The 26887-nt window shown below is 63.7% G+C and carries 21 protein-coding genes and 5 pseudogenes; 9 read left to right on the plus strand and 17 right to left on the minus strand.

What is annotated here, in order from left to right:
* A pseudogene (locus tag AC50YC_RS19095) lies at positions 1–188 on the plus strand (maleylpyruvate isomerase); the annotation flags it as partial.
* A gap of 77 nt (positions 189–265) precedes the next feature.
* Here AC50YC_RS19095 and AC50YC_RS19100 read toward each other — a convergent pair.
* Both AC50YC_RS19100 and AC50YC_RS19105 read right to left on the minus strand, forming a co-directional pair.
* Positions 266–1723 carry an MFS transporter gene (locus AC50YC_RS19100; protein ID WP_494954857.1) on the minus strand — a complete coding sequence of 486 codons (1458 nt, stop codon included), beginning with the start codon at positions 1721–1723 and terminating at the stop codon, positions 266–268.
* Between the two features lie 88 nt (positions 1724–1811).
* A complete protein-coding gene (locus tag AC50YC_RS19105; RefSeq protein ID WP_494954858.1) occupies positions 1812–2285 on the minus strand; it encodes a MarR family winged helix-turn-helix transcriptional regulator in 474 nt (157 codons plus the stop codon).
* 107 nt (positions 2286–2392) lie between these two features.
* Here AC50YC_RS19105 and AC50YC_RS19110 point away from each other — a divergent pair, with 107 nt between their 5' ends.
* The 3 genes and pseudogenes from AC50YC_RS19110 (at position 2393) to purU (ending at position 5098) form a co-directional block, all read left to right on the plus strand.
* A complete protein-coding gene (locus AC50YC_RS19110) occupies positions 2393–3208 on the plus strand; it encodes a CPBP family glutamic-type intramembrane protease (RefSeq protein ID WP_494954859.1) in 816 nt (271 codons plus the stop codon).
* Positions 3209–3556: 348 nt separating this feature from the next.
* Positions 3557–4210 (plus strand): annotated as a pseudogene (locus tag AC50YC_RS19115) (L-serine ammonia-lyase); the annotation flags it as partial.
* Between the two features lie 3 nt (positions 4211–4213).
* The gene (purU, locus tag AC50YC_RS19120) at positions 4214–5098 is read left to right on the plus strand and encodes a formyltetrahydrofolate deformylase (RefSeq protein ID WP_494954860.1); all 885 of its coding nucleotides are present in this window, start codon (positions 4214–4216) and stop codon (positions 5096–5098) included.
* Positions 5099–5396: 298 nt separating this feature from the next.
* Here purU and AC50YC_RS19125 read toward each other — a convergent pair whose 3' ends face one another.
* Together AC50YC_RS19125 and pdxR are read right to left on the minus strand one after the other, a co-directional pair.
* A complete protein-coding gene (locus AC50YC_RS19125; protein ID WP_494954874.1) occupies positions 5397–6386 on the minus strand; it encodes an Lrp/AsnC family transcriptional regulator in 990 nt (329 codons plus the stop codon).
* A complete protein-coding gene (gene pdxR / locus AC50YC_RS19130) occupies positions 6302–7801 on the minus strand; it encodes a MocR-like pyridoxine biosynthesis transcription factor PdxR (protein WP_494954861.1) in 1500 nt (499 codons plus the stop codon). The genes AC50YC_RS19125 and pdxR overlap by 85 nt, the downstream gene beginning before the upstream one ends.
* A gap of 103 nt (positions 7802–7904) precedes the next feature.
* On the opposite strand from pdxR, the gene AC50YC_RS19135 reads away from it, so the two are divergent.
* From AC50YC_RS19135 to AC50YC_RS19145, 3 genes are read left to right on the plus strand one after another with little or no spacing between them, the layout of a single operon-like run.
* The gene (locus tag AC50YC_RS19135; protein ID WP_494954862.1) at positions 7905–8792 is read left to right on the plus strand and encodes a dihydrodipicolinate synthase family protein; all 888 of its coding nucleotides are present in this window, start codon (positions 7905–7907) and stop codon (positions 8790–8792) included.
* Positions 8793–8821: 29 nt separating this feature from the next.
* On the plus strand, positions 8822–10135 hold the full coding sequence (locus AC50YC_RS19140; RefSeq protein ID WP_494954863.1) for an MFS transporter: 1314 nt from the start codon (positions 8822–8824) through the stop codon (positions 10133–10135).
* 2 nt (positions 10136–10137) lie between these two features.
* The gene (locus tag AC50YC_RS19145; RefSeq protein WP_494954864.1) at positions 10138–11343 is read left to right on the plus strand and encodes a trans-sulfuration enzyme family protein; all 1206 of its coding nucleotides are present in this window, start codon (positions 10138–10140) and stop codon (positions 11341–11343) included.
* Positions 11344–11439: 96 nt separating this feature from the next.
* On the opposite strand, the gene AC50YC_RS19150 is transcribed toward AC50YC_RS19145, so the two are convergent.
* From AC50YC_RS19150 to AC50YC_RS19190, 9 genes are all read right to left on the minus strand, one after another.
* Positions 11440–12024 carry a hypothetical protein gene (locus AC50YC_RS19150; RefSeq protein WP_494954865.1) on the minus strand — a complete coding sequence of 195 codons (585 nt, stop codon included), beginning with the start codon at positions 12022–12024 and terminating at the stop codon, positions 11440–11442.
* A 310-nt stretch (positions 12025–12334) separates the two neighbouring features.
* A complete protein-coding gene (locus AC50YC_RS19155) occupies positions 12335–13159 on the minus strand; it encodes an alpha/beta fold hydrolase (RefSeq protein ID WP_494954875.1) in 825 nt (274 codons plus the stop codon).
* A gap of 930 nt (positions 13160–14089) precedes the next feature.
* Complete coding sequence (locus AC50YC_RS19160) at positions 14090–14503, minus strand: DUF4193 family protein (protein ID WP_494954866.1); 414 nt, start codon at positions 14501–14503, stop codon at positions 14090–14092.
* Between the two features lie 411 nt (positions 14504–14914).
* Entirely contained in the window at positions 14915–16048 is a 1134-nt protein-coding gene (locus AC50YC_RS19165) for an amidohydrolase (protein ID WP_494954867.1), read from the minus strand.
* Positions 16030–17142: a mandelate racemase/muconate lactonizing enzyme family protein gene (locus tag AC50YC_RS19170; RefSeq protein ID WP_494954868.1), complete on the minus strand. Its 1113-nt coding sequence runs from the start codon at positions 17140–17142 to the stop codon at positions 16030–16032. The genes AC50YC_RS19165 and AC50YC_RS19170 overlap by 19 nt, the downstream gene beginning before the upstream one ends.
* A gap of 65 nt (positions 17143–17207) precedes the next feature.
* Positions 17208–18017: an amino acid ABC transporter ATP-binding protein gene (locus AC50YC_RS19175; protein WP_354348780.1), complete on the minus strand. Its 810-nt coding sequence runs from the start codon at positions 18015–18017 to the stop codon at positions 17208–17210.
* Complete coding sequence (locus AC50YC_RS19180; protein ID WP_494954869.1) at positions 18014–19006, minus strand: amino acid ABC transporter permease; 993 nt, start codon at positions 19004–19006, stop codon at positions 18014–18016. Before AC50YC_RS19180 ends, AC50YC_RS19175 begins: the two co-directional genes overlap by 4 nt.
* Positions 19003–19944, minus strand: coding sequence for an ABC transporter substrate-binding protein (locus AC50YC_RS19185; protein WP_494954870.1), 942 nt, complete (start codon positions 19942–19944; stop codon positions 19003–19005). The genes AC50YC_RS19180 and AC50YC_RS19185 overlap by 4 nt, the downstream gene beginning before the upstream one ends.
* Before the next feature lie 20 nt (positions 19945–19964).
* Positions 19965–20831 (minus strand): hypothetical protein, encoded by an 867-nt coding sequence (locus tag AC50YC_RS19190; RefSeq protein WP_494954871.1) that lies wholly within the window; start codon positions 20829–20831, stop codon positions 19965–19967.
* Between the two features lie 104 nt (positions 20832–20935).
* Here AC50YC_RS19190 and AC50YC_RS19195 point away from each other — a divergent pair, with 104 nt between their 5' ends.
* Positions 20936–22534: a PucR family transcriptional regulator gene (locus AC50YC_RS19195; RefSeq protein WP_494954872.1), complete on the plus strand. Its 1599-nt coding sequence runs from the start codon at positions 20936–20938 to the stop codon at positions 22532–22534.
* A gap of 239 nt (positions 22535–22773) precedes the next feature.
* On the opposite strand, the gene ocd is transcribed toward AC50YC_RS19195, so the two are convergent.
* The 3 genes and pseudogenes from ocd to AC50YC_RS19210 form a co-directional block, all read right to left on the minus strand.
* Positions 22774–23805 carry an ornithine cyclodeaminase gene (gene ocd / locus AC50YC_RS19200; RefSeq protein ID WP_494954873.1) on the minus strand — a complete coding sequence of 344 codons (1032 nt, stop codon included), beginning with the start codon at positions 23803–23805 and terminating at the stop codon, positions 22774–22776.
* 171 nt (positions 23806–23976) lie between these two features.
* On the minus strand, positions 23977–24408 hold the full coding sequence (locus AC50YC_RS19205; RefSeq protein ID WP_229995365.1) for an Lrp/AsnC family transcriptional regulator: 432 nt from the start codon (positions 24406–24408) through the stop codon (positions 23977–23979).
* A 240-nt stretch (positions 24409–24648) separates the two neighbouring features.
* Positions 24649–24783: pseudogene (locus tag AC50YC_RS19210) on the minus strand (IS701 family transposase); the annotation flags it as partial.
* Positions 24784–25088: 305 nt separating this feature from the next.
* Between AC50YC_RS19210 and AC50YC_RS19215 the strand changes: the two are divergent.
* Positions 25089–26288, plus strand: a pseudogene (locus AC50YC_RS19215) (IS110 family RNA-guided transposase).
* 405 nt (positions 26289–26693) lie between these two features.
* Here AC50YC_RS19215 and AC50YC_RS19220 read toward each other — a convergent pair.
* A pseudogene (locus AC50YC_RS19220) lies at positions 26694–26887 on the minus strand (pyridoxal 5'-phosphate synthase lyase subunit PdxS); the annotation flags it as partial.

The following is a 26887-nucleotide window of genomic DNA, read 5'->3' on the forward strand; positions in this document are numbered from 1 at the left end:
TGGTCAAGGTCACGGACCGCGGCCTCACCTTCGGGGACACCACGGCCCAGTCGGCAACAGCCGTCTCCGGACCGCTGGCCGCCGTCGTCGAATGGGCCGCCGGGCGCGGCCACGGCGGCGTCACCGCCACCGGACCCGGCACCGCAACCACCGACGGTGCAGCTCCGGCCGCACCGAAATGGATCTGAGCCGTTCTTCGTACGGCAACAAGCGAAAGGCCCCCTCGCCGAGGGGGCCTTTCTGGTTAAACTCACGCGCACCGGGGTCAGCCCAGGTGCACGATGGGGGCGTCGCCGTCGGTGCCGGTGAACTTCTTGCGGTCGATGTTGATGAGCAGCAGGGCGATCGGGGCGATCAGGATCGCTACGCCCGCGGCCCAGAGGAAGACCATGGAGTAGCCGGTCGACAGCGCGGCCAGCGAGGCGCCGCCGGCCGTGGCCGCGGCGGCGATGGTGCTGAACAGGGCGATACCCAGGGAGCCGCCGATCTGCTGTGAGGCGTTGACCAAGGCGCTGGCCACACCGGAATCGTCCTTGTCCACACCGAACAGGGCAAGGTTCTGCATCGGCACGAAGACCATGCCCAGACCGACACCCAGCAGAAGCAGCGCCGGCAGCATGTTGACGAGGTAGCTGCCCTCGGCGCTGATCTGCGTGAGCCACAGCATCGCGGCCGCCATGAACACCGGACCCACGGCCGTCGGGATCTTGGCTCCCAGTTTCGGCAGGTTCTTCGCGACCAGCCCTGCCGTGATGATCAGCGCCACGGTCATGGGCAGGGACGCCAGCCCGGCGAGGAACGGCGCGAAGCCGAGCACGATCTGGATATAGAAGTTGATGAACAGGATGCCGCCGATGAGCACCGCGCCGGACAGGAACGAGGCAAGGAAGGCCGCACCGCGGTTCCGCTCGGTGGCCACGCGCAGCGGCAGGAGGGGGTGCTTGACCTTCCGTTCGACGGCGACGAACAGCACCATGAGCACGATGCCGGCGGCGATGAAACCCCAGGCTTCGGGGGCGTCCCAGCCGTGCTCCGCGTTGGTGAAGCCGTAGACGAGGGAGCCAAGGCCGAGGGCTGCCAGGATGACCCCGGGCCAGTCATACCTTGTGGACCCCTGCGCCTTGCTTTCGCTGACGAGCGACCAGACGCCGACTAGCGCGATGATGGCGATCGGCACGTTCACGAAGAAACACCAGCGCCAGCTGACGTGTTCGGTCAGGAACCCGCCCAGCAGGACGCCGACGGCGGCACCGACACCGGTGATGGAGCCGAAGATCGCGAACGCCGTACCGCGGTCCTTGCCGCCCGGAAAGGCGACGGTCAGGAGGGCCAGGGCAGCGGGTGCCAGCAGCGCAGCGAACACACCCTGCAGGGCGCGGGCGCCGATCAGCTCCCACGGCTGCTGCGCGATGCCGCCGATCAGGGACGCGACGGCAAAGCCGACGGCGGCGACGATGAAGGTCCGCTTGCGGCCCCAGAAGTCCGCGATCCGTCCGCCGAGCAACAGGAAGGCGCCGAAGGCCAGGGCGTAGGCCGTGACCACCCAGGAACGCGTCGAGTCACTGGTGCCCAGCTCGAGCTGGAGGCGTGGCAGTGCCAGGTTCACGATGGTTCCATCCAGCACCACCATAAATTGCGCGAGGGCCAGGAACACCAGCGCCCACCAGCGGCTTTTGGGCCTGCTCCCCTGCTGAATACCCGCATCTGCTAACTGTGTTGCCACGCCCCGGTCCACCCTTCAAAGTAATAATACTTATGCAAGTATAACTAATATGTGGGTGCACTTAGGGACGGTTTGAGGGTGATGTGAGTTACTCGGGCTCCGCGAGGATTGCGGCGAGTCTCTGCAGGGCAGGCAGGCTGGCTGCGATTTGCTCGCACTCTTCGGGCCGCAGCCGGGAACTTGCCGAGGCAAGCGCTTCCGCCCAGGCGCCTTCAAGGAGCGCCTTGATCCGCTGGGATTCCGCGGTGGGATGGAGGGCGACGTAGCGCTTGTCGGCGGCATCGCGGGTACGGGTAACGAGGCCGGCGGCGACCAGTTCGCGGAGCTGGACGCTGACGTTGCTGAACTGGCGGCCCAGGCGGGACGCGACTTCCGCGACCGTGATGCCGGGGTGTCCTTCGATGACCCGGAGGATTTCCAGCACGCCGTTGGACAGCGGCCGGACGCCGGTGTCATTGAGCGACTTCCGGCGAATATCGGAGGAAATGTCGATCACCGAGACGGCAAGGGCCCGATGGTCCACAGCCTTCGCCGGTCCGTCCTTTGCGCCAACACTTTCCATTCCATAAGCATAGGCTTCGGGCCGGACCGGCTTCTCCGGCGCCTGCACCCCAAAGTGACTCCCCGTGAACCGTTCCGCGCCACGGACGGCACTGGCATGCTGGTGGGGTGACAACGATCTCGACGGCAAGTCAACGTACCGCTCTCAGCTGGAAGCTGGTGCCGGCGGGGCTAGTCTCGGCGTCCGGAGTGCTGCTGTTTGGCGCCGAGAATGACCTTGGCTACGGCGTGCTTGCCTTGGGCCTGGCCACGGCGGCTTTCATCGACCGCGAATTGACGCGGCACCTCGCGCTGATCGCGGCGGGAATGGTCATCATCAGCGTGGTTCCGCTGAACGCTGACCTGAGCACACAGCACATGGTCCTCATGGGCGGCGCCCTCGCCCTGGCCGTGCTGGTTCCGTGGCTGGTGTCGCGGTTCGTCTACGGCGAGAAGATCATCAGATTTCCGGTGAACACCGGCCGGAAATGGCCGGTGTTCGCGAGGTTGTACCTGATCGGCGTCGTGCTGCTCGGCTACTTCATTCTGCCCGTCTACCTGATCAGCACCGGGGTCTACCAAAACTGGCCGGACGCCTCCGACCCGGCCATCTTCTGGCGGCTTTTCCTCGGAGTGAACGCCGTTGGCATCTGGGACGAGCTGTTCTTCATCTGCACCACCTTCGCCCTGCTGCGGCAACACTTTCCGGACTGGCTGGCCAACATCCTGCAGGCCGTGATCTTCTCGTCCTTCCTGTGGGAGATCGGCTACCAGGCCTGGGGTCCGCTGCTGACGTTCCCGTTCGCGCTGCTGCAGGGCTACACCTTCAAGCTCACGAAATCCCTCACCTACGTCGTGGCCGTGCACCTGACCTTTGACTTCGTGCTGTTCCTCGCGCTGGTGCACGCCCACAACCGCGACTGGCTGCCGATCTTCCTTTACTGAGCGCGGCATTTAGCCTTCGTCGCCCGTTCCCAGGATTTGGTGCGTTCCCTGAGAGAAGCGGCCGGCCGGTTGCATCCCGCGGACAATGTCGGAGATTACCTGCTCATGCCATCCGCGGACCAAAGCCCGCACCTCGGCCGGGCAGCCACCTCGGAGTGAGCGGAGGATCCCGCGCTCCCGCCCAGTTACTGGCCAAGGAAGCGGTCCAGACCAGACGACACGCCGTGGCCGGGCCTGCTCCGAAGAGGTAACTGGGCAGGAGCGCAGTTTCGCCGGTGCGCGGGAACAGATCCGGAACGTGGGACAGGAAAGGCGCCGCGGGGAAGTCTCCCCGCGGCGCCTGAGTTCAAACGGCGCGCCCCGGCGCTCTTCCAAACCCTGACGGCGGACACCGGCGTCACCGATCCACTCCGGGCCATGGAGTGGGTCAACCTCTTCGCCCTCGCGGTCAACGAGGAAAACGCCGCCGGCGGGCGCATCGTCACCGCCCCCACCAACGGCGCGGCCGGCATAGTGCCCGCGGTGCTGCACTACTACGTCAAGTTCGTCCCCGGGGCAGACGACGACGGCGTCGTCCGCTTCCTGCTGACGGCCGCCGCCGTCGGAATCCTTTTCAAGATCAACGCCTCCATCTCCGGCGCGGAAGTGGGCTGCCAGGGCGAAGTCGGATCGGCCTGCTCCATGGCGGCGACCGGGCTGTGCGAAGTCCTGGGCGGCACGCCCGCGCAGGTGGAGAACGCCGCCGAAGTGGGGATCGAACACAACCTCGGGCTGACCTGCGACCCCGTCGGCGGCCTGGTGCAGATCCCCTGCATCGAACGGAACGCGATCGCCAGCGTGAAGGCCATCAACGCCGCGCGGCTGGCGCTGCACGGCGACGGCAGCCACAAGGTGTCGCTGGCCAAAGCCATCAAGACCATGCGTGAAACAGGAGCGGACATGAAAACCAAGTACAAGGAAACCTCCCGCGGAGGCCTCGCCGTCAATGTGATCGAGTGCTGACCCGTGGATACCCTGACTACCAGCACCAACGAATACGTTCTGACCCTCGACTGCCCGGAAACGCGGGGACTCGTTCACGCCATGTCCGGATTCCTGCTGGAACAGGGCTGCGACATCCTGGAAAGCAAGCAATTCGACTCCCAGGACGCCGGCCACTTCTTTATGCGGATCCACTTCGCCTCGGCCGGCGACTTCCCCGGCGGACCGGCCACCCTTGAGTCGGTCCGGCAGGCCTTCGTGCCCGTGGCCGAAAGGTTCGGCATGCAGTGGCAACTGCGCCCCCACGGGACGAAACGCCGGGTCCTGATCATGGTGTCCAAATTCGAGCACTGCCTCAACGACCTCCTGTTCCGCGCCCGCATCGGGGAACTGCCCATCGATATTGTCGCGGTCGTCTCGAACCACCCGGACCACCGGGGCATCGTGGAATGGCACAGCATCCCCTTCTTCCACGTGCCCGTCACAGCCGACACCAAACCCGCGGCCGAGAAGAGCCTGATGGAACTCGTCGACCGGCTGGACGTCGAACTGGTGGTCCTGGCCCGTTACATGCAGGTCCTCAGCGACGATCTCAACCGCCGCCTGGACGGCCGCGCCATCAACATCCACCATTCATTCCTGCCGTCCTTCAAGGGCGCCAAGCCCTACCACCAGGCGCACGCCCGCGGCGTGAAAACCGTCGGCGCCACCGCCCACTACGTCAACGCCGAGCTCGACGAGGGACCGATCATCTCCCAGCAGGTGGTGGAAGTGGACCACACCTTCGGCGCCGAGGACCTCGTCGCCGCCGGACGTGACACCGAGCGCAAGGCACTCTCCAACGCCGTCCGCTGGCACAGCGAAGGCCGCGTGTTCCTCCAGGGCAACCGGACCGTCGTGCTGAAATAGCCAGCACGCGCCGTTCCCTCCGGGGCGCCGCCGTGGCACACTGGGACGACTATCGAGTGTCTGGGGGGATTCCAGGTCAGGAGATTGTCATGGGCATTCTGATGCACCCCCTCAGTTCGGGCTGCCGGTCGGCGGTGAGCACCCCATGATGATCGGCTGGGCTTACCTCATGGCCGCCATCATGACCATTGACGCGCTCCTGCTGGGATTGCTGCTGTTGAACGTGAAGTGGCCCAAGCACTGGAAAAAGAACTAGGCCGCAAGAGACCCTCGCAGACGGGGCCTGCTTCCCCGGGCTTTAGGCCGTCGGTGCGAGCTCGGCCGCGGGAACAACGACGGCGCCGGTCGCCGTCGAATCCGGGTTCAGCATCCAGCCGACCCGCTTGGAGGCGGTGCGCACCACCACGCTTTCCACGAGCTCGATCCCGGGGATCCGCAGCTGGAGGGCCTGTTCGGCGTTCATGACGTCGGCCAGGGAATGCAGCCACATCAGGATCACAAAGTTGGTGCGGCCGGTGGTGGAGGCACTGAGCCGGATGTTGCGGAAGGTGCGCAGCTCGGCAGCGACGGCCTCATGCTGGCCGGGCGGAACGTTGGCGAACCACTGGCAGGTCACGGGATATCCCGAGTATTTCTGCGCGATCTCGCACCGGAACGAGAGCACCTGACTGGCCAGCACCCGGTTCAGCTGCCGCTGGACCGTGGCCGGGCTGCGACCCAGGGCGCGGGCGATGTCCGCGGCTGCCGCCCGCCCATCCCTGGCCAGGAACGGGATCAGGTCCAGGTGGCTCTGCGGCAGCGGCGCACCCTGGTTTCCGGCCGGCGCCAGGCCGGAGGCCTCGGGCCCGGCCAGCGCCTGGAGCGCAGCCTTCTGCGACTTGTCCAGGACGTTCAGCCGCCACGCGTAACCGCCGGAGTGCAACCGCGTGCACAGCGACGTCTGGTACTTGGTGAGGCCAGGGATCTTCCTGAACTGCGGCATCACCTGGCCGCTGAAGTGGGCCAGGGTGGGCGTAATGACCGTCAGCATGAGGTCGCGGTTACTGGCGGCCTCCTCCACCGTGACCACTTCGGGGATGGCCGCCAGCGCGGCCGTGACGGCGTCGCGGAGCTGCATTTCGCAGTCCACGTCCACGAGCGCCAGGCACATCTGCTTCGGATCGCCCATCAAATGAGCCGTACTCCAGGCGACGCCGGAGGCCTTCAGAGGGTCCCAGCGGGCAGCCAGGGTGGTGGCGTGGGCACCCAGGATGCCGACGGCATCCGACCAGCTGATCCGCGGCGCGATCCTGTAAAGTCCAGCAGGTTCCCCAAAACGCTGAGGGCTTGGATGAGTTGGAGGTCGGTGACGGCTCCGTAGCCTATGACCAGGCCGTTCATGGGTGGGCGTTCGGTGTAGTAGCCAGCCAGCGGTATCACGCGGACGCCCTGTTTCAGGGCATTGGCGGCCAATTCTGAGGCATCGGGTTTTTCGAACCGGATGACCGCATGCAGCCCTCCATCGAGAGCCGAAAGCTCCAGATCCCCGCGTGACCCCAGACGGTCCATGAGCAGGGAACGGCGGTGCGAGTACTCCCGCCTGGCACGGGTGATGTGTCGAGAGAGCCCGCCTCCCTGGATGTAGTGGGCAAGAGCTGATTGCAGCACTCCTGCTACCGGGGTGTCTAGGGCTTCACGTACTGCTTTGAGCCGGCGTCCGGCCTCGCCCCTTACCACCAGGTATCCGCAGCGCAGCCAAGGGCTCAGGTTTTTTGAAAAGGTTCCCAGAAGCACGACGTCAGCATTCGTGGGCAGCGACGCGACGGCAGGAAGGGGCATTCTGCTGTGACGGAATTCGCTGTCGTAGTCATCTTCCAGGACGAGCACCTCATGTTGGTCGGCCCATTTCAGCAGACCCAGCCGTTCTCGGACGGCCATTCTGCCCCCCAAGGGGTATTGGTGGCTGGGCGTTGTGAGGACTGCGTCAGGTATCTCCTTGAGAATGGCCAGCTGTGAACTTCGCAGACCGTTTTCGTCCACTGGGACGCTGAGCAATTGTGCACCGGCGGCTGTCATGACTCGACGGGCTGTTGGGTAGCCGGGATCCTCAATTAGGATGCGCGGTTGATCCCGCTGGCTGCGGAGCATGGCCACGATCAGGTGCAGCGCATCGCTGGTGCCGGCGGTGATGATGATGTCTTCGGGGTCTGCGGAGAGTCCTCGGGAAACTGCCAGGTGTTGTGCGACGGCTTCCCTCAGTGCCAATGTCCCGAGGGCCGGTGGCAGATGCGTGGTTCCCGGTTCCGAGAGTGCCTTTTTCCATGCATGGCGCCATTCCCGGTGGGTGAATGGGGATGCGGAGGGCCGGCCCGGGGTTAGATCAATTACGTCCTTGTGGGGCGGGTTGCTGTTTGGCTTTCTCTCGCTGTAAGGCCGGCTTTGAATGTCAGGGCGCACCGCCACTCTGGTCCCGCCTGCTCCGCTGCTTTCGAGGAAGCCCTCGCCGGATAATTGCTCAAACGCCCGGACCACCACCCCCCGTGAAACACCCAGTTCCGTGGCCAACCTGCGGGTCGCGGGAAGCGTGTGTTCGGGTTGAAGGAGCCCATTGAGGATGGCCCCGCGTAGCTGGCCGGCCACCTGCGCGGTCAGGGAGACAGGGCTCCGCCTGTCGAGCTCGATAGGTATTTCCGCTTCTCCCATTGGACCTCCCGAGTTAGTCATTCTTGGACCTAGTGTAGGACCAAGGGATTAGGGAGCATGAAAAGCGTAAACATCTCCACGCTGCGTTCAGCCCGGCTGCGCAGCCGTCCGAAAGCAGGATTCCATGTTCAACGGCCTTAGTGCATTCCCCCTTACGCCTATGAACGGTGAAAGCATCGATCTGGACGCCGTCGCCAAGTTGGTCACCCGCGTTGCCCAGGCCGGTGTGGATTCCCTGGGTGTTCTTGGCTCGACGGGAAATTACGCCTACCTGTCCCGCGACGAGCGTCGCGTTGTCCTTGAGACGTCAATTGACGCCGCTGGCGGCGTTCCGGTTCTTGCCGGCGTGGGGGCAGTACGTACCCGTGATGTGCTGGTGCTGTCCGAGGACGCGCACGCTGCCGGCGCATCGGCTCTGCTTTTGGCCCCCGTCTCCTACCAGCGACTCACCGAGGCGGAAGTGTTCGGCCTGTACGAAGACGTTGCCGCCGAATCGACGCTTCCCATTGTCGTCTACGACAACCCCGGCACCACGGGATTCACTTTCACCGATGACCTGCACGCCCGGATTGCCCGGATTCCGGGAATTGCGTCCATCAAGATCCCGCCGCCTCCTGCCGGAGAAGTTGCCACCCGCCTGGGCGAGCTCCGGTCGGGCCTGCCGCAGGGAACAACAGTAGGTATCAGCGGGGACTGGGACGCAGCTGAAGCGCTGCTTGCCGGCTGCGACCTTTGGTACTCGGTCATCGCAGGGGTGCTCCCCCGGCAGGCCAGGACCATTGTCGATCACGCAGTGGCCGGCCGGAGCGATCTGGCATTGGAAGCGTCCGCAAAGCTCGAACCCTTGTGGTCGCTCTTTCGCACCTATGGCAGCCTGCGCGTTATCGCAGCCCTGGCCGAAGACCTTGGACTCGTATCGTCTGCGCCGCTGCCCCTGCCGCTGCGCGGACTGGACAGCGAAGGGCGGGACAAGGTGGCCGAGGCCATCCGCGTCATTGGGCTGGAGGCATAATCGGTGACGGTTCCTTCAGGGAGGAAGCCGTGAGTCTTCCCCGCAGCGAAACCCAGACCCGACAGGATCCGGGAAGGTCCACCCCTCCCGGAGGTCTTGCCCGCTACGTCCTTGCAGCCACGCTGGCCCGCAGTGCGGACGGCGGCGCTGTCGTCGCCATCGTCCTGCTCGTGACCACCAGCGGAGCCCCGGGCTGGCTGGCCGGGATCCTTGGCGCCTGCATCACGGCACCGCACCTCTTTGGTCCCCTCATCGCCAGGCGTCTGGACACGGCCCGTGACGGCAGGACAGTGATCGCCTGGGCCTGCCTGGCGCACGGGGTCACACTTGCGGCTGCTGTGCTTCTGTATCCGGTCACGTGGCCGATTGTCCCTGGCCTGCTGCTCATGGCGTCCGGGCTGGTTGGCCCCCTGCTGACGGGCGGCATCAGCAGCCGACTGGCTGCGATCGCGGGCAGTGACAGAACGAGCCAGCGGCGCGCCCAAGGATGGGACGTTGCCACGTACGGCATCGGCGGCACCGTTGGGCCTTCCCTGGTGGCGGCTGTCTCGGCCTGGGCGGATCCTGCCCTGGCGGCGTTGATCCTGGCAGGCTCAACGTTTGTCGCGGCCGCAGCAGTCAGGCTTTTGCCCTATTCGCCTCCTGCTGCTGTCCCCTCTGAAGTTCCCCGCCCCGGGCGGACACTGTTGGTGATGGTCTCAAGCGGCCCCTTGCGCCGCACTCTCTACATGACTGTCATCATCGCCTTGTCTGTCGCGGCGCTGCCCATCACCGCGGTCGCCTCCACCGAGGAACTCCTCGTTGAACCGGCTGCTGCGGGAATCCTCACAGCGGCGTACGGACTTGGCGGCCTTCTAGGATCTGCTGGGGTGACGATCCGGCCCCTGCGAACTGATGCGGACCCGCTAATAACCTGGCTGGGCGCGGCCGTCGGGGTCGCCTTGTGTGGGGTAGCTGTCGCTGGGGCCTTTCCCGTCGTCGTCGCGGCTTACTGCTTCGCCGGCGTACTCAATTCCTACTTCTTCGCAGCGACGTTGGCGGCCCGCAGCGAGTATGCACCGGCTGAGGCGCGCGGTCAGGTTTTTGTTTGGGTCGGCGCCTTGAAGATCACCGCCGGATCAGCCGGCACGGCGTTGGCAGGGGCAGTCATCGCACCGGCAGTCCACCTTCCCCTGCTCCTGGCATCCGGGCTCATCGCCGTGGCCGCATTAGTTTCGGTCCTCGACCGCCATCGCGAGCGGAGCCGGGCCCCGGCTTCTCAACGACAATGCCGTTGCTTGCCCATGTGCCCGCTCGACACCCCATCGGTCAATAGCTGTCACGCCAGAAAGAAATATATATAGACATGAAGCGACAACCCAATAAACACCTCCCGGCATCGGTGCATGAATCCACGTGGGCCGTCCACGGAGGCAACAGCATTGATCAGGGAACCGGCGCACTGCGCACTCCCCTCATAATGGCGAATTCCTACCTTTTGCCAGAAGATCCCTCCACGATGAACTGGTCCAACGCCGAAGGTCTCGTTTACACGCGGAACTCCGGCGCAAACCAGCAGGCGCTGGAGACAAAACTGTCAGCCCTCGAAAGAGGTGAAGCAGCGGCTGTTTTCGCCACCGGTGTCGCGGCGCTGCACGGGATGTTCTTCACGCTGCTCAACTCCGGCGACCATATCGTCGTATCCGACGTGACCTATGAAGCGGTTTGGCGTTTATTCAGCGAGCTGCTGCCTCAGAAATACGGAATTGAAGCAACGTTCGTCGATGTCGCCGATCTCGATGCCGTCCGCGCCGCCATTCGACCCAACACCCGGATGGTGCATGCAGAAACCATCGGAAACCCCACTACCAAGGTCGCCGATATAGCCGGCCTGGCAGAAATTGCCCACAAGGCCGGGGCACTGCTGAGCATCGATGGAACATTCACACCACCGCCGTTCTACCGTCCCCTGGAAGACGGTGCGGACCTCGTCATCCACTCACTGACGAAGTACATCAACGGCCACGGCGATGCCATGGGCGGTGTTGTCATCGGCCGCCAGGAACATATCCACCGCATCAGACTCGACTCGATCGTCCCCGTTGGGGGCGTCATCTCTCCGTTCAACGCCTGGATGATCATGCGTGGCTCCGTTACCCTGCCGCTGCGGTTGAAGCAGCACTTCCATAGTGCCGAGAAAGTGGCAGCTGCCCTCGAAACGGATCCGAGAGTTGCCTACGTAACCTACCCGGGGCTCGCTTCGCACCCCCAGCACGAACTGGCGCGCAAGCAGTTCGGAGGGCGCGGTTACGGCGCCATGCTCGCATTCGCGGTGGAAGGTGACTCTGATGCGCAGAACCGCTTCGTGAACAACCTGCGGGTGATCACTACAGCCGTATCCTTGGGCCACGACGAAACCCTCATCGTTCACGCAGGTCCAGAGAGTCGCGGAGGCAGCGAAACCTACCCGGAGCCATTCCTCAAGTACGGCCACCTACGCCTGTCAATCGGTCTGGAAGATTCAGAAGACCTCATCGACGACATCACCAACGCGCTCGACGGAACATTCTGAACTCAATAGTCCTGACACACAGACCATCGTGGTGACACCGTGGATTTTCCTTATCGGTACAAGGTCAGCCGCGAATGGTGGACCATCGCCCACGCCTTAGCGAGCAGGGCCGCCCTTGATCCTCTCCGCCCCCGCCGATGCACCCAGGCGGGTCTTTCTGGCCTTGGCTGCGACTCTGTCCATGGTGACGGCTGCACCAGGATGGGTGCCTTCGCTGCGTTCTGCTGCAAGGCGTCCACGAACTTGGGATTCGTTGGCGCCGGTAGTTGCCAGGGATGCGGCGAAAGCTTCTTGGCGTTCCGCTGAGCCGTAGTCGGCTGCTGACGTGGTTTCAGTTTTCAAACCCTGGTCTTTTAGCCGGCTGCTGTCGTTGCGGGTGACGCGGTTCTCGATCTCGCGGCCGACGCTCTCCATGCGGGCGAAGAGTTCCTTTTCGGCGCGTTCGTACCGCTGTTCCACGGGCGTCCGCTCCGATCCTTTGAACCCTCCCTCGGCCAGGAGTTTGGCTTCGTGCATGCCCTTGGCTGCTTTGACGATCGCGGGATCCTCGAAGTGCGAGCCACCGGCGCCGTTGATGCTTGCGATGGTTTCTTTGCGCAGCTGGTCAAGGTCGGGACCGTTGATGCCGTCCTTGCCAACGAGGAACATGCGTTCCTGCACGGCGGCATCCGCGGCCGCCACCGCGGCAGCGGTCCTAGCATCTGCAGCGCTTGGGCCAGCTCGGGGCTGGCCAAGAGACGGGACATCGAGATCCCGGGCGCCGCGCACGGTGACCGACCACGGTAGTGCCAGCCCCACCAGATCAGCTTGTCATAATCACGGGTATCGGCGCGCTGGAATCAACCATGAGAGGCTGATGCTGAGCAACTCATCGTCGGCTTGGCGCCCGGCGTCTGCTCATCGGTAGGGGCATCGGGAAGTGCACATGGCCCACTCCAGCTTGATGAAAGAAGACTTCAAAGTCGAGCGGGGGAGGGGCCGGCGGCGCCTGTCACGAGCGGGTGTCGAGGTAGTGCAGAATCGCCCGGGCCGTTTCCTCCGGAGCACTGACGTGGGGGCAGTGCCCGGTGGCCTGAAGCTGCACCAGGGTGCTGTGTTCCAGATTCTTGTGCAGGTAGGCGCCCACTTCCGGCGGGGCAAGCCGATCGTCGGAGCACTGCAGAATCAGGCAGCTGGTGCGCAACTTTTTCAGTTCAGGGCGGGTGTCGGAAAAAAAAGTTACCCCGGCGAAGTGCCGTGCGATGGACGGATTTGTCCGGCAGAAGCTGACACGCAGGTCCTCCGCTAATTCCGGCTCCTGCGGGTTGCCCATAACCATGGGCGCCAAGGCCGCGGCCCAGGCGAAATAGTTGCTGTCCAGAGATGCCAGCAGGCCCTCGATGTCTTCCCGCGAAAACCCGCCCAGGTAGCCGTCGTACGGGTCATCCGTATGACGGGGTGAAGGAGCAAGCAGGACCAGGTGGGAGAAACGGTTGGGGTCCTGCACTGCGGCGATCACGGCGATCATCGTGCTGACACTGTGGCCCACCACGATGACATCCTCAAGTTCAAGGGCGGCGCAAATCTCCAGCAGGTCCGACGTGTAGCCATCCAGGGACCCGTACTTCTCCCAGTCATAGGCGCTGATGTCGGAGTGTCCTGCACCAACATGATCAAAAAGGACCAGCCGGTAATCATCAACGAAATAGGGCAGCAGGTTCCGCCACATAGCCTGATCGCAGCCAAAACCGTGGGCAAACATCACTACAGGCCCATCATCCCGGCCGAGTATGGTGACATTGTTCCGGCCGATTACCGCAGCAACTGCTTCGATCACGTACTCACTGACCCTCGCGTAGGGTGGCGTTCTGTCCCAGATACTATCCACGGGAAATAGAGAATCCTAGGGATCCTCCCACTATATGACCTTCAAGGTGACGTCGATTCAGCCCATTACATGCGACGCGGCTTACCGCGGCTCCTCCGACAGGGACCATGATCGCAATCCGAGCGTTGTCGGCCAGGGTTTGGGCGAACCAAACCGGCTACGGCTAGTCACGGAAGTGTTGGCGCGCGCTTCCGACCCGACTCATCCGGCGCATGAGTACATCGCAGAGCACCACCGCCTGTCCTCGGCCTATGCTGCCAAGCTGCATCCGCCAGGACAACGGCCTCGCCCATCCCGACGTCGACCCCGAGCGGTTCGGCCGAGAGATAGTCCGCATTTGGGACGGGCTTCCAAGCCCAATGGCTAGTCCACCAGGACTTCGACCTCGCCGACGCCGTGACCGCCGCATTCCGCCGCCTCTCCCGCGAAGACGTCATGGAAACCAAACGCACCATGGAACAATTCGTGGCGGGGCTCTGAGGCTCAGCCCTGTCGACCCTAGATGTAGTCGTGACACGCACGTGTTCGGGTCCCGTGAAGGTCCCGGCCAGTGGGGCAGAACCGGCGTGGATTACGACGGGACTGCCCGAGGTCTCGAGCGCTTCCCAAGCCTCGTTAGGGAGAGGGCCCTCGGGTGCGAACCCGCCGACTTTGACGTGGACTTTGAACAGCTGAGCTCCGCTGTCTATGGCGCTTGAAGCGAGGCGCTTATCGCACAATTGAGGGCTCTCCCTCGCCAGTTTTCGACGACGATAACGGATTATGACAAGCTGGCGCTCAAAGGGGGCTCTGGACGGGCTGGCGCGCCATCGCCAGGTTCTGCTTTCATGAGGAGGCGTCTTGTCGGTCTGCTTGTCATCCTCATTTCGCAGACCCGCATCAACACGGCGAACTACTACCTCGCATCGGAAAACCTCTCGGCGTTTGCCAGCCCGGCCGCCGGAAGGTTCCCGCAGGTCCACACTTCAGGGATGCACTATCGTCTGTAGGTCTGTAGCTTTCGCATTCGATGCAGCGGGCGGCCGCCGTTTTCGCGTGCGAGCTGGGAGCGGTGCGGACCAGGAAGAAGGAGTAGCATGTGAACTCGTCCTGGGCCTGTGGAATGACCTGAACGATGAGTTCCTCGGCGACAAACTCACCGCCGGGGGTCATGGTGTCATCCAGCGCGTCCGATTCGTCCAGGTCGCGGACAACGCTGCGGGCGTCCGGAGCGTTGGCGGACTGCAGCGCCTCCAGAGAGCGGTCCTGTGTTTCCTCTACCTCGGAACGTACTTCGTCGAAATCGGTTGTCACTGTTTGATTCTCTTCTCCACGCTTTATCGGACCGAAATGCAACGTACACCATGGCCCCGGTATTCCCCTGACACGGGGACCGGCAGGCCCTGCCGGGAGCCCTTCAAATTGGCACCGAATTCTGACTGTGGACGGAGACGGGAAGCAACCGAATGGGTTCCGGGGTCCTTAAGGGTCTTGCGCCGCCGGGGTCTCGGGCTCGGCCCATTCCAGCGCTGCGCCGATGTGTCCTTCGTTGGGGAGTGCCTGTTGTTCGGCTGGGCCGTCCCCGAGACTTGACGAGGCCACCGGGCGAGCATGAGCGATCTCCGCCGGCCACGCCGTCTCAGAGGGACAGCGTGCATCGGATAATCTCCGGGCCGCCGGCGTAAGGCCCCGGACTCTAACCACTAGGCAAAGCCGCTAAGCAGCTTAAGGTTCCGCGACGAGGTGGCAGGCCTCGTTGAGGACGCCCACGGCGCGTTCCAAAGCTGCCGCCTCGAAGCTCATGGCCGGGTGGTGCAGCCCGGGCTGGACGTTTGCGCCGACGCCGAGCATGGCGGCTTGGAGGGCGGGGTTCCGTAGCGTGTAGAAGTGGAAGTCATCCGATCCGGACGTCACGATTCCGGGCTTCAGGTGATCGCTGCCTAGTGTCGTGGTGATGGCAAATGCGAGGGCGTCTTCGCCTTTTGTTCCAATGATGGCCGCGGGCACGGCGTCCCGGAAGTCGAGGTTGATTTCCGAGCCGGTTTCGGCGGCCACTGTCCGGCATACCCCGACGAGGCCCGTGTGGAGCGTCGACATAGCTTCATTTGTTTGGGCTCGAAGGTCCACACCGAAGGTGCCGCTGCCCGGGATGACATTGAGGTTCCCTCCGCCGGCCTGGAGCAGGGTCATCTTGGCGGAGCTGGGGACCTGCGGATCGACCTTGAGACGCTTGAGCCTTGCCGAAATTTCGAGTGCCACTTCTACGGCGTTAGCCCCGAGGTGCGGTCTTGCCCCGTGGTGGTCATCTCCTGTGATCGTGCCGTACGCAAAGAGGCATGCACCGTGCGAGATGGACGGGGCCAGGAAGGGGGCCGGAAGTTCACTTTGCGGGCGCAGGTGGACACCGAACAGGTACTCCAGGTCGTCCGTTACGCCGAGGGCTGCCACGAGGTCTGCCCCGTTGCCGAGTTCCTCGGCTGGTTGGAAGATGGCGCGCACTGCGCATTTCAGTTGGTCTGCCTGTTCTGCCAGTTCGAGCATCACGGTAGCGACAATTGCCATGTTCGCGTCGTGCCCGCAGGAGTGGACAGCTGCGGTTTTTCCCGCTACTTCCTGCACCAGGGCGTCCATGTCTGCCCTGAGGCCGATGCGCGGCCTGCCTTGTCCAACATCGGCGGTGAAGCCGGGAATGGCCCCGAACTTGCTGATGGTCAAACCTGCAGTTCCCAGCAGTTCGGCCAGGTAGTCCGCGGTGCCGTACTCCTTCATGCTGGGTTCGGGGTGGTGGTGCAAGTGTGTCCATATTTCCTGAAGACGACGACGGCGCGTCTCTTCGCGGGTCACCGGCTGATTTCGCATTCGCTCACGGTCAGTTCCGCCAGAACGTCCTGGTCGACGTCGATGCCTAGGCCCGGTCCCTCTGTGATGTGCACTTCGGGCAGGACGTACTGGAGGTTCCCGGGTTCCTTGGTGAATTTCATGGGGCCGGAGAGCTCGGTGGAGACGATGTTGGGGTGGCTGAGGGCGAGATGGAATCCGGCGGCGGAGGCGATGCTGGTTTCCAGCATGGAGCCGATCTGGACTTTCAGGCCGCCGAGTTCAGCTTGGGTGGCCAGGCGGTGACAGGGGGTGATGCCGCCGCTTTTCATGAGTTTGAGGTTCACCATGTCCACTGATCGGTCTTGGACGAATCGGGCCAGGTCGCCGGCGTGGACTACGGACTCGTCGGCCATGAGACAAGTGCTGGTGTCCTGGCGGAGGAGCTTGAAGCCGTCGATGTCATCGGCCAGGATCGGCTGTTCCACCCAGTCGATCCGGTAGGGCTCTAGGGCGCGGATCATGGCCCGTGCTGTGACTGGATCGGACCAGCCCTGGTTGGCGTCCACGCGGATGGCCAGGTCGTCGTTGATAGCTGACCGGACAGCGCGCACCCGTTCAATGTCCAGGCCGTCGTCGCCGCCCAGTTTCATCTTCAGGTGGCGGTAGCCTTGGCTTCGGGCCTGGACTGCCTGTTCGGCGAGGACCCCTGGTGGAAGGATACTCAGGACCTTGGCGATGGTGGGTTGTTCGGGCCGGCGTCCGCCCAACAGCGCGTAGATCGGCCGGCCGGCAGCTTTTCCGGCCAAGTCCCAGCAGGCGATGTCGACAGCCGCTTTCGCGGCACCGCAGCCCTTGAGTGCGCGGTTTAGTTGCTGGTGGACTGCCGTGATGTCGCGTGGGTCCAGTCCCAGGATCGCTGGGATGAGTTCGGTCTTGAGTGCCTCGACCACTCCCCCGGGCGTCTCTCCGGTGATGTGTCCGTCCGGGACACTTTCGCCGTAGCCGATCGTTCCGTCGTCGGTTTCGAGGGCGAGTATGATGCTCGGCATTGAGTCATAGGTGGCATAGGAGACCACAAAGGGTTCCAGTAAGGGAACATCGATGAGGGTGATGGTGGCGCGGGAAATTTTCATTGAGGGGCTCACTGTCTGTGGGATGTGGACGCCGCTGGTGCGCCGGGTTTGTAGGGACCGGATGCTTACATGACGCTTTCGAGGAAGGCGATAGTCCGCGGGTTTTGCGGGTTGTCCAGCACGTCGGCGGGGGCGCCGGATTCCACCACAACGCCGCCGTCCATGAAGACCACACTGTCCCCGGCGCCGCGGGCGAAGCCGATCTCGTGGGTGACGACGATCATGGTCATCCCGTCAGCGGCCAGGGTGCGCATCACATCCAGGACGTCGCCGACCAGTTCCGGATCAAGTGCGCTGGTGGGCTCATCGAACAGAAGGAGCTGCGGATCCATCGCCAGGGCACGGGCGATGGCAACCCGCTGCTGTTGCCCGCCGGAGAGTTGCGCGGGATAGGCCTTTGCCAGGTGCGCGAGGCCGACACGGTCCAATAGCTCCATTCCCCGCTTGATGGCATGTTGCTTCGGTACTTTCTTGACCCCTACCGGGGCTGCCCAGATGTTTTCCAGGGCGGTCATGTGGGGGAAGAGGTTGAAACGCTGGAACACCATTCCGATGCCGCTGCGTTGCTTTGCCACTTCGCGGGGGTTCATTTCGAAGATCCGGTCCTGGCGCTGCGCGTAGCCGACCAGTTCGCCTCCCACGGAGATCCTGCCGCCGTCGATCCGTTCCAGGTGGTTGATGCAGCGCAGGAAGGTGGACTTGCCGGAGCCGGACGGGCCGAGGAGGCACATGACTTCGCCGGCATTGACAGAGAGAGAAATGCCTTTCAGTACTTCGACTCCGCCGTAGTGCTTACGGACGTTGGTGGCGACCAGGAGCGGCCGGGCGGGCGCGGGGTGTTCCTGATGCCGTGGGAAGGCCAGTGCCTCGGTCATGGCTGGGGTCCTTTCGATACGGCGTGGATCGGGGTTTTGCGCAGGGCTGCCCGGATCCTGCCCAGGGGGGTGGGGCTTTGCTGGCGGGCGTTGCCCCTGCCGTAGTGGCGTTCCAGGTAGTACTGGGGAACGGATAGCACCGAGGTGAGGAAGAGGTACCAGCAGCTGACCACTACTAGCAGCTCCACCTGCCGCAGGTTCTGGGAGGAGATCTGGGTGGCCACGGTGTAAAGCTCCAGCACCGCGATGACGGAGAGCAGCGACGTGTTTTTCAGCATCGAGATTGTCTCGTTGCCCATCGGCGGGATGATGACCCGCATCGCTTGCGGGAGCACCACCCTGAAGAGAGTGAAGGCCGGGGACATACCCAGGGACGATGCGGCTTCATGCTGTCCGGTGTCCACGGAGAGCATGCCGCCCCGGATGATCTCTGCCGAGTATGCGGCCTGGTTCAGGGTCATGGCCAGGAGACCGGCGGTGAACGCAGGCACCAGCGTGTTGGTGTCCACGGAAAATACGGTGAAGTCAGTAAAGGGAACGCCGAGAGAGATCTGCGCATAGAGCAGCCCCAGATAGCCCCAAAAAACGACCTGGATCAGCAGCGGTGTACCCCGGAAGACCCAGACGTAGAACCAGGCGAAAGCATTCATCACGGGATTCTTGGAAAGCCGCATGACGGCCAGCAGGACGCCCAAGATGGTGGATACAACCATGGAGACCACGGTCAGCATAAGTGTGAGGCCTACGCCGCCGAGGATCCGCGGGTGAAAAAGGTAGCTGCTGATCGTGCGGTGGTCGATGTTGGGGTTGGCCCACAGGGAAGATGCCAGAGCTGCGAAGCTGATGCCCAGCACTGCTGCTCCTACCCAGCGCCAGGGGTGTCGAAGTGGAACGGCCACGACGTCATCTGAACCGGCGCCGTCGGTGGGGTGGGGGCCTGCCGGTGCCGGTCCTTCCGGCCGCGCCGCTATTGTCGTGCCCTGTTTCATGGTTTGGTTCCCCCCAGGTTCAGTCCGGCTTCCTTGACGCTGTAGTCGGAGAGGTCGTACTTGGCCAGGATGCTGTCATACGTGCCGTCGGCGATGAGCGCCTGGAGGGCTGTCAGCAGGGCTTTGGAAAGTTCCGCATCCTTTTTCAGCACACCGATTCCGGTATGGACGGGATTGTATCCGGCCGGGTTAGCGGGGTCTTTTACGAGGTCAAAGATCTTGCCGTCACCGGCTGTCTTGGCGGCATACGCCGCCACTGCCGAGTCCACGACGTCGGCGGAGGCCCTCCCTGAACGGACCGCAGTCTGCACGTCCGTCTCCAGCGGGAGTTCCGAAACGCGGATCGGGCTGGATCGCTTGTCTTTGCACTGCTGGTCGTAGCTGCGCAGAATTTCGGCCTGAACGGTTGCCTTCTGCACTGCGACGTCCGTGTCGCATAGGTCAAGGACTGTGGTGATGTTCTTCGGATTGCCCTCGGGTACAAGAATGGAGAATCCCGCGTGGAAGTAGTCAACGAAATCCAGGGATTCCTGCCGCTCGGGGGTGTCGTTCATCCCCGACATAATGATGTCGTTCTTGCCCGACTGCAGGGAGGGGATGATGCTGTCGAACGCCTGGGTCTGCAGCTCAAGCTTCACCCCGAGCTTCGCACCCAGGGCCTGGGCTAGGTCGAAGTCCAGACCGGTAAGTTGCTGATTTTCATCGAACATCTCCATGGGTGGATACGGGATGTCCGAGGCCACTTTAATTACCCCTGCGGCCTTGTACCGCTCGGGAAGGGCGGCTGCGGCGGCGGGGTCGACATCGGCTGCGGAAAAAGTCTTCACCTCCGCGGCCGAGGTTGATCCTGCCCCGCAGGCCGTTAGTCCTGAGGCGAGGGCCAGCCCGGCAGCGGCGAAGACTGTTCGGGCCTTGACTGCACGATAATTGGTACGCATTGGTGCTCCTTTGGGGTGGGTTATGCCTGGTCGGTTGTGGTCAGCCGGTACCAGCCGCTGCGTGTCACGCCGGAGGCCATATAGCCCGAGGCAAGGGCGGGTTCCAGGATCCCGCGGAGCACGCTCCGCCACTGGCTGGCCTGTTCTGGGGCCGCGGCCCTCATCGCGACAATGTCCCGGGGTGCCCGGCACCAGATCGTGCCTTCCGCTTCAAGGAGAACCGGCTGTTGATCCGGCCCGTACTCCAGCACGTTTCCCACGGCGGCAGCGCTCAGTTCCAAATCCTGCATTCGGCCGTGGCTGGCATCGATGCTTCGCGCCGACGACAGCGGCCAGACTGCGACCAGCCGATCGCTCTCGTCATTGGCGTTGATGTCGTCCTGCATCTCGCCATAGAAATTTTGGGCATATTCGGATGCCACTGCCCCGAGCTTGGTCAGGTTGAAGCGGGCGTTCCTGCTGACCAGCGGGTCGAAAGTCCACGTCATCGATTCGATGCCCCGTGCCAGCGACCAGGCCCGCTGGTGCTGTTTCAGGGCAAACCCGACGCCTTTGTCGCCGGTACCGGGCAGGACCCCGGCGATCAGCGAGTAGGTCGCGCTCCCGCCGGGTGAAACAATCCCGACAGCTGCCCCGCAAAGTTGTCCTCCCGGATCGTAGGCGGCGGAAACGTTGCACCCTGCATGCGAAATACTGCGCAACAGGTCGAACGGTATAGGAGCTCCGTGGGGGGACATGCCCCAGATCGCGATGAGGAGCCCTTCGACGTCCCGGAGCTGATCGCGGTCATGCTCATCCACCACCAGGACGCCGGCCTTGGCTGCTGCTGCTGTTGCTGCCTCTGCGGCCTGTCGGGCGACCGGTCCAGCTTCAAGTGAAAGTGACATGCGTCAACTATCTGCTGGGCCCCGGGCTGCTGACTTCGGTGCAGACCACGACATTTCATGCCAAGCCTTGTGCTCCGCCACAACAGGCATTAGCTTTATCCCTCGTGGCAACCTCTTCCGGCACCCCCGACAGCATCACTCTCCACGGGCTCCTGCGGCTACTGGCAAGCCCGGCAGTGGCGCTCCGCTCCCACGGCACGCCGCCGGAGCTCTCCCTGACCAGCCCTGCGTTTTACGATCCCCACGCTCCGTTGGAGGGGTTGCCGGGTGCGATCCTTCTGGGCATTGGACTTCACCCTGCAGAACCAGCAACAGCGGGCGTTGTCCGCAGCGCAGCCACGGCCGGCTTTGGCGCGCTGGTCATCAAGCAGTATTCCCAGGATCTGGGGCAAATCATCGCCGTCGCCGACCAGTCGGGTATCGCCCTCCTCGTGGTCGACGACGAGATGGGGTGGCGCCAGTTGGATGCGCTCCTGGACTCGGCGCTCACTGCCTCAGCCGAGGCCGGCAATTCACTGTCCACGCTGGGCGTTGGCGACCTGTTCGCGTTGGCCAACGCCATCGCCGCCATGGTTGGCGGCGCCACGGCCATTGAGAATCTCCAGGAACAGGTGCTCGCCTACTCGACCCTCGCCCACCAGCCGATCGATGAGGACCGGCGTCAGGGTATCCTGGGACGCCAGGTTCCCTACCTTCCGGAGAACGCGGGCCAGTATGCCTCTGTTTTCCGCTCCGAGGGCGCGGTCCGCATCGAGGGGGTCCGTCCGGCCCTCGACCGGCTGGCCATAGCAGTCCGGGCAGGCAAAGAGCCGCTCGGCTCTATCTGGGTAGTTGACCCGAACGGCGACCTGGACGTGGTCGCGGAACAGGCGTTGGAACGGGCTGCGGATATCGCAGCCCTTCATATGCTGCGAGCACGCAGTGCCTACGACCTGGCCCGCCAACAGCGCGCGGAGCTTCTCCGCAGACTCCTAGAAGGTGGCGACGACGCGGCACTCATCGCGGAACGGCTGGGACTTCGGAACTCCGGGCCGTTCGCGGTCATCGCTTTCCAACCGGACATCGGGCAGGCGGCGGAGATGACACTGGTCCGGCTCCTGGACCTTGTCACCACCCAGTGCGAAGCCCACCGCCGAGGGGCGCATTGCGTGCTGGTGGGAACCACCATCTATGCCCTTTTCGCGGACGTCGACCCCGCCTCGTCTGGACCCGTCGAAGCCCTGGCCCGACGGCTCACCGAGCGCTCCCGCGTATCCCTTGCGGTTAGCCTGCGAATAGCGGCCGGGTCTGCTGTGCCTGCTGCGTCGGACATCGGCCGGTCGAGGCACGAGGCAGACCTGGTCCTGCTCATGCTCGCTTCCGGCCAGAGCTCAATCACCTATGCGAGTGCGCACGACGTCCGCAGCCGCCTGACGCTGCTCGAACTGGCCGCCCATTTCCGCAAGACACCTCACCTCACATCGGCAGCCGCCGAAAAAATCATGGAATACGACGCCGACTCAGGAACAGAGTACGCAAAAACGCTGCGGACCTACCTTGACTGTTCCCGGGACTCCGCCCGGACCGCCGCTGGGTTGTCTTTGCACCAAAACACGCTCCGGTACCGCCTCAAACGGTTACGCGAACTGTTCAACATCGACCTGGACCAGTCTGAGGACACACTCGTGCTCTGGCTAAGCCTTCATGTTCTGGAATTCAATTAACCACACCGGGGTGAGTGACCCGTATGCAGTGCGAATTGACTGTGTCGGTTCGCGCTCGTGGACGGACTGCACATCCGGAACTACCGCGATGCGGGCTCCGCGAGGAGAGGGTACCTGGCGGAGTCCGGGAGCCTACCCTGAGCCCCCAAAGCCGGGGATCCAAGGTTTCCGCGCGGGGCCGACCCGCTGCAGGCGGATGTCGATGACCCGGAAGGATCCACGAGGGGGGCAGGCCTGACCTAAAATCTAACCGGGGACAAGGCGCCCACAAGGCCGAAGAGGTCCTTCGGGTCTTCCGGGTCGGCGACGAGGTCAATGTCTACGAAGAAGTCCGACCCGTCGACGGCGTCTCGGACGTATCGCAAGGCCGCGAAATCCTCAATGGCGAAGCCGACGGAGTCAAAAATCGTGATCTGTTCCGAGCTGGTGCGCCCCGGTGCCTCGCCGCTCAAGACTTGCCAGAATTCAGTAACGGCGAAGTCGGCGGGCATTTGCTGGATCTCGCCTTCAATCCGCGTCTGCGGTGTGAACTCCACGAAGACGTCGCCGAGTCCCAGGATGACCGCGTCGAGTTCGGTTTTTCCGGGGCAGTCCCCGCCGATGGCATTGAGGTGGACGCCGGGGGCAATGAGGTCGGCCGTCAGGATGGTGGCGTTGGCCTTGTCAGCGGTACAGGTCGTGATGACGTCCGTTCCCTGCACGGCGTCGGCGGCCGAGGACGCCACCGTGATCTTGAACCCCAGCGGCGTGAGGTTGCGGACAAACTTGTGCGTCGCGGCCGGATCAGTGTCCCACACCCTGAGCGTGGTAATTCCGAGGGCCGCCCGGAAGGCTAAGGCCTGGAACTCAGACTGGCTGCCGGTTCCGATCATGGCCATGCTTGCGGAGCCGGGGCGGGCGAGATGCTTCGCGACCATACCCGAGGTCGCCGCAGTACGCAGGGCTGTCAGTAAGGTCATCTCCGCCAGGAAGGTGGGATATCCATTGTGGACGTCCGCCAGGACGCCGAACGCAGTCACGGTCTGGAAACCACGGGCCGGATTGGACGGGTGCCCGTTGACGTACTTGAAGCCATAGGTCTCGTGGTCGCTCGTGGGCATCAGTTCGATGACCCCGAACGGGGTATGGCTGGCCACGCGGGGACTTTTGTCAAAAGATGCCCAGCGGCGGAAATCGTCTTCGAGATAAACGATCATCTCCGAGATGATCGTCTCCACTCCCCGGCCGGCAGCCCATCGCACCATGTTGTGAACATCGACAAAACGCGTCATTCGCGTCACCCTTTTCCATTAGACAGCTAATGCCCTCACGGTATGCGGCTTCGATATGCGCCCACAATGACCGAATAGCTCTCTAATGGCTAAAAATGTGCGCAGAATGTCAGGCCGTTCTGCGCACTCCGCCGGTCTTCGATCGTCGACTGCAGCGGCGACCTTGGAGCACTATCTGAGTACGGAACTGAGCAACAGGCTGGTCTCGCTGTTGACGATGCCGTCGACTGCGCGGATCCTGCCCAGGACGTTGTCGAACCCGCCGAGGTTTTCGGTGGCCAGCTCCGCCACCAGGTCCCATCCGCCGTTGGTGGTATGCAGTGCCCGAATTTCGGGGAACCCCCTCAGCTCTCGGATCACCTTGTTGGCGGACCTTCCCTCAACAGCGATCAGGGTGATGGCGTGGATCTCAAGCGGGTCCACTTCGTCACGGACCCTGGCAGTGAAGCCAACGATGGTTCCCGAAGTGAGAAGGCGATCGAGCCGGCTATTCACGGTTGCCCGGGCAACACCGAGCTTACGGGCGAGGCTGGCCACAGACGCCCGGCCATCCTCGCGCAGGGCCGAAAGGAGCTGCCGGTCAATATCCGTTAGGGCTGTCATGTACAGAATGTACAACAAGCATCAGCAGAGTGAGCTTTCCTTCGACGGACCGAAAGCATTTCCCCAAGTCGGCGCACGCCATCGATCTCTACCGTGCGTACGCCGGTGATGGTGCAAGACGACCGACTGGGCCTAGCTAGTAGTACCTGGCTGGGTTGGTCCGGCTCGATGGCAGTAGGTGCAGCGGCCGAGGAGCCGGATGACCGTGGTCTGAAGTCCGGCCAAGGAGCCGGTAGAAGCTCACGCTGCCTCCGGGGCGTTCGGGCCGGCGGCCAGGCGGACGGTCGTGACGAAGAGGTGGGCCGCGGTGACGAGGGTGGCGTGGTGGTGCCATCTCAGCCAGGTCCGTCCCTCAAAATGAACGCTGCCATGACCGGCCGGTTCGCTGCCCTACGCGTCCGGCCGGCGAACCGCAACCTGCCGCCGGACGACACCGGAGCCCTTCCCCCCCCGATACATTTATTGGGTCCCCGATCGCCGGGGACATGGTCGCTGGACCCGGTATGACTTTCTCGCCCTGTCACTAATGATCCGGGGGGGTGTTGTCGCCGGGTTCGGAGACACTTGTTGACCGCTGATAGGGACAAGGCCGGACCAACGGGTCCAGGTCTCTTCGTAACGTGGGTGCCGGCATCGGGTGTCGTGACTGCGGCCATATAGTGGTGCAAAGGAGCGCCGATATGGATGAGAGATTCGACGTCTACTGCGGACTCGATGTCGGCAAGAGCGACCACCACGCCACCGCGCTGAACCGCGCCGGCGAACGTCTTTTTGATAAGCCGCTGCCGCAGGACGAAGCCCGGCTGCGGGAGCTTTTCATGACGTTGCAGCAGCATGGGAACGTGCTGTTGGTCGTGGACCAGCCGAACACGATTGGCGCGCTTCCCGTGGCAGTGGCCCGGGACTGCGGCTGCGAAGTCGCCTATCTGCCCGGCCTGGCGATGCGCAAAGCCGCGGACCTGTATCCCGGGAAATCGAAAACTGATGCCCGTGACGCGTTCATCATCGCCGAGACAGCCCGGGCGATGCCGCACACCCTGCGCGCGGTCGACCGTGACAGCGAGGTCCTCTCGGCACTGAAGGTGCTCTCCGGGTTCGATACGGATCTGACCCACGAATGCACGCGCGCGATCAACCGGCTCCGGTCCCTGCTGCTGAAGATCTTCCCGGCCCTGGAACGCGCCTTTCCCGGCACGGTCCTGACCCGTCCGCTGGTCCTGGAACTGCTGATCAAATATGCAGGCCCTACCGGTCTTCGTGCCGCGGGACGCGGGAACGTGCTGCGCTAGGCCCGCAACCACAGCCGCAAAGATCCGACCGCGCTCATTGACTCCGTGTTCGCCGCCCTGGGCGAGCAGACGGTAACCGTCGCCGGGACCGAGGCCGTGGAGCTGGTCATTCCGCGCGTCGCCGCGCAGATCAAGGAACTCAAACACCAGCGGACCATCGTGGCCGACGAAGTCGAAAAGCTACTGGACGACTTCCCTCTTTCCCGGGTCTTGATGTCAATGCCGGGACTCGGCATCAAGACCGCAGCGACGATACTCCTGACCATCGGCGACGCAAGCAGCTTCAAAACCGCCGGTCATCTCGCCGCCTACGCCGGCATCGCACCGGTCACCCGCCGCTCCGGGACCCCCATCCGCGGGGAATTCCCTGCCCGCTCAGGCAACAAAGAACTCAAGAACGCGCTCTTCAGGTCCGCCTGGATAGCCTCGTGCCATGACCCGCTCTCCAAGGCCTACTACCAGCGGAAACGCGCCGAAGGGAAGAAACACAACGCCGCCGTCATCTGCCTCGCGCGGCGCCGCTGCGACGTCCTCTTCGCCATGCTCAAAACCGGAACCCTCTACCAGGAAAAAACTCCTCAGGCAGCTTGACCAAAACATAGGGACACCCCCCAAATGGCTCCTCTGAGTGGCCGCAGGACGCGACGAACCCACGGACTACTGGCTCTCGACCCTGCCCGGGACCATACGGATTACCCAGACCGATCGCCTGGCGATGATCCGCTGACGGACCGGGCACGAGTACCGCGATCTCAAGTACGGACTGGGCCTGGACGAGGATCCCGATGGTTTCCTTGTGGCGCTCGCGCCGCTGGACGTCGTCGACGAAGGCAACGTAGAAGTTGAGCTAACCCGCCACCGGAGCCGACATTCTGCCCGTTCTGCGAGCCACACTTCTTGCCCTCTGGGCAGGGAGTTCCACGACACCTGCCGGCAGTGAGAACCGGTTTCCGGTCTCAGGACCGGTGCACCGGCTTGTTCGCCTTTACATTGCTGTTACCAGCCGCGCTCGGCGAGGCGGTGCGGCTGCGGGATTTCGTCCACGTTGATGCCGACCATCGCCTCGCCCAGGCCGCGGGAGGCCTTGGCGATCTCTTCCGGGTCATCGAAGAAGGTGGTGGCCTTCACGACGGCGGCGGCACGCTGGGCCGGGTTGCCGGACTTGAAGATGCCGGAGCCGACGAACACAC

It is taken from the genome of Pseudarthrobacter sp. MDT1-56 (assembly GCF_059383555.1).

Excerpts from the sequence above, each read along its gene's own strand:
- AC50YC_RS19170 (WP_494954868.1), bottom strand. The coding sequence starts at position 17,142 with ATGAAAATTTCCCGCGCCACCATCACCCTCATCGATGTTCCCTTACTG.
- AC50YC_RS19135 (WP_494954862.1), top strand. The coding sequence starts at position 7,905 with ATGTTCAACGGCCTTAGTGCATTCCCCCTTACGCCTATGAACGGTGAA.
- AC50YC_RS19145 (WP_494954864.1), top strand. The coding sequence starts at position 10,138 with ATGAAGCGACAACCCAATAAACACCTCCCGGCATCGGTGCATGAATCC.
- ocd (WP_494954873.1), bottom strand. The coding sequence starts at position 23,805 with ATGACGCGTTTTGTCGATGTTCACAACATGGTGCGATGGGCTGCCGGC.
- AC50YC_RS19105 (WP_494954858.1), bottom strand. The coding sequence starts at position 2,285 with ATGGAAAGTGTTGGCGCAAAGGACGGACCGGCGAAGGCTGTGGACCAT.
- AC50YC_RS19175 (WP_354348780.1), bottom strand. The coding sequence starts at position 18,017 with ATGACCGAGGCACTGGCCTTCCCACGGCATCAGGAACACCCCGCGCCC.
- AC50YC_RS19180 (WP_494954869.1), bottom strand. The coding sequence starts at position 19,006 with ATGAAACAGGGCACGACAATAGCGGCGCGGCCGGAAGGACCGGCACCG.
- AC50YC_RS19190 (WP_494954871.1), bottom strand. The coding sequence starts at position 20,831 with ATGTCACTTTCACTTGAAGCTGGACCGGTCGCCCGACAGGCCGCAGAG.
- AC50YC_RS19165 (WP_494954867.1), bottom strand. The coding sequence starts at position 16,048 with ATGCGAAATCAGCCGGTGACCCGCGAAGAGACGCGCCGTCGTCGTCTT.
- AC50YC_RS19185 (WP_494954870.1), bottom strand. The coding sequence starts at position 19,944 with ATGCGTACCAATTATCGTGCAGTCAAGGCCCGAACAGTCTTCGCCGCT.
- AC50YC_RS19205 (WP_229995365.1), bottom strand. The coding sequence starts at position 24,408 with ATGACAGCCCTAACGGATATTGACCGGCAGCTCCTTTCGGCCCTGCGC.
- pdxR (WP_494954861.1), bottom strand. The coding sequence starts at position 7,801 with ATGACTAACTCGGGAGGTCCAATGGGAGAAGCGGAAATACCTATCGAG.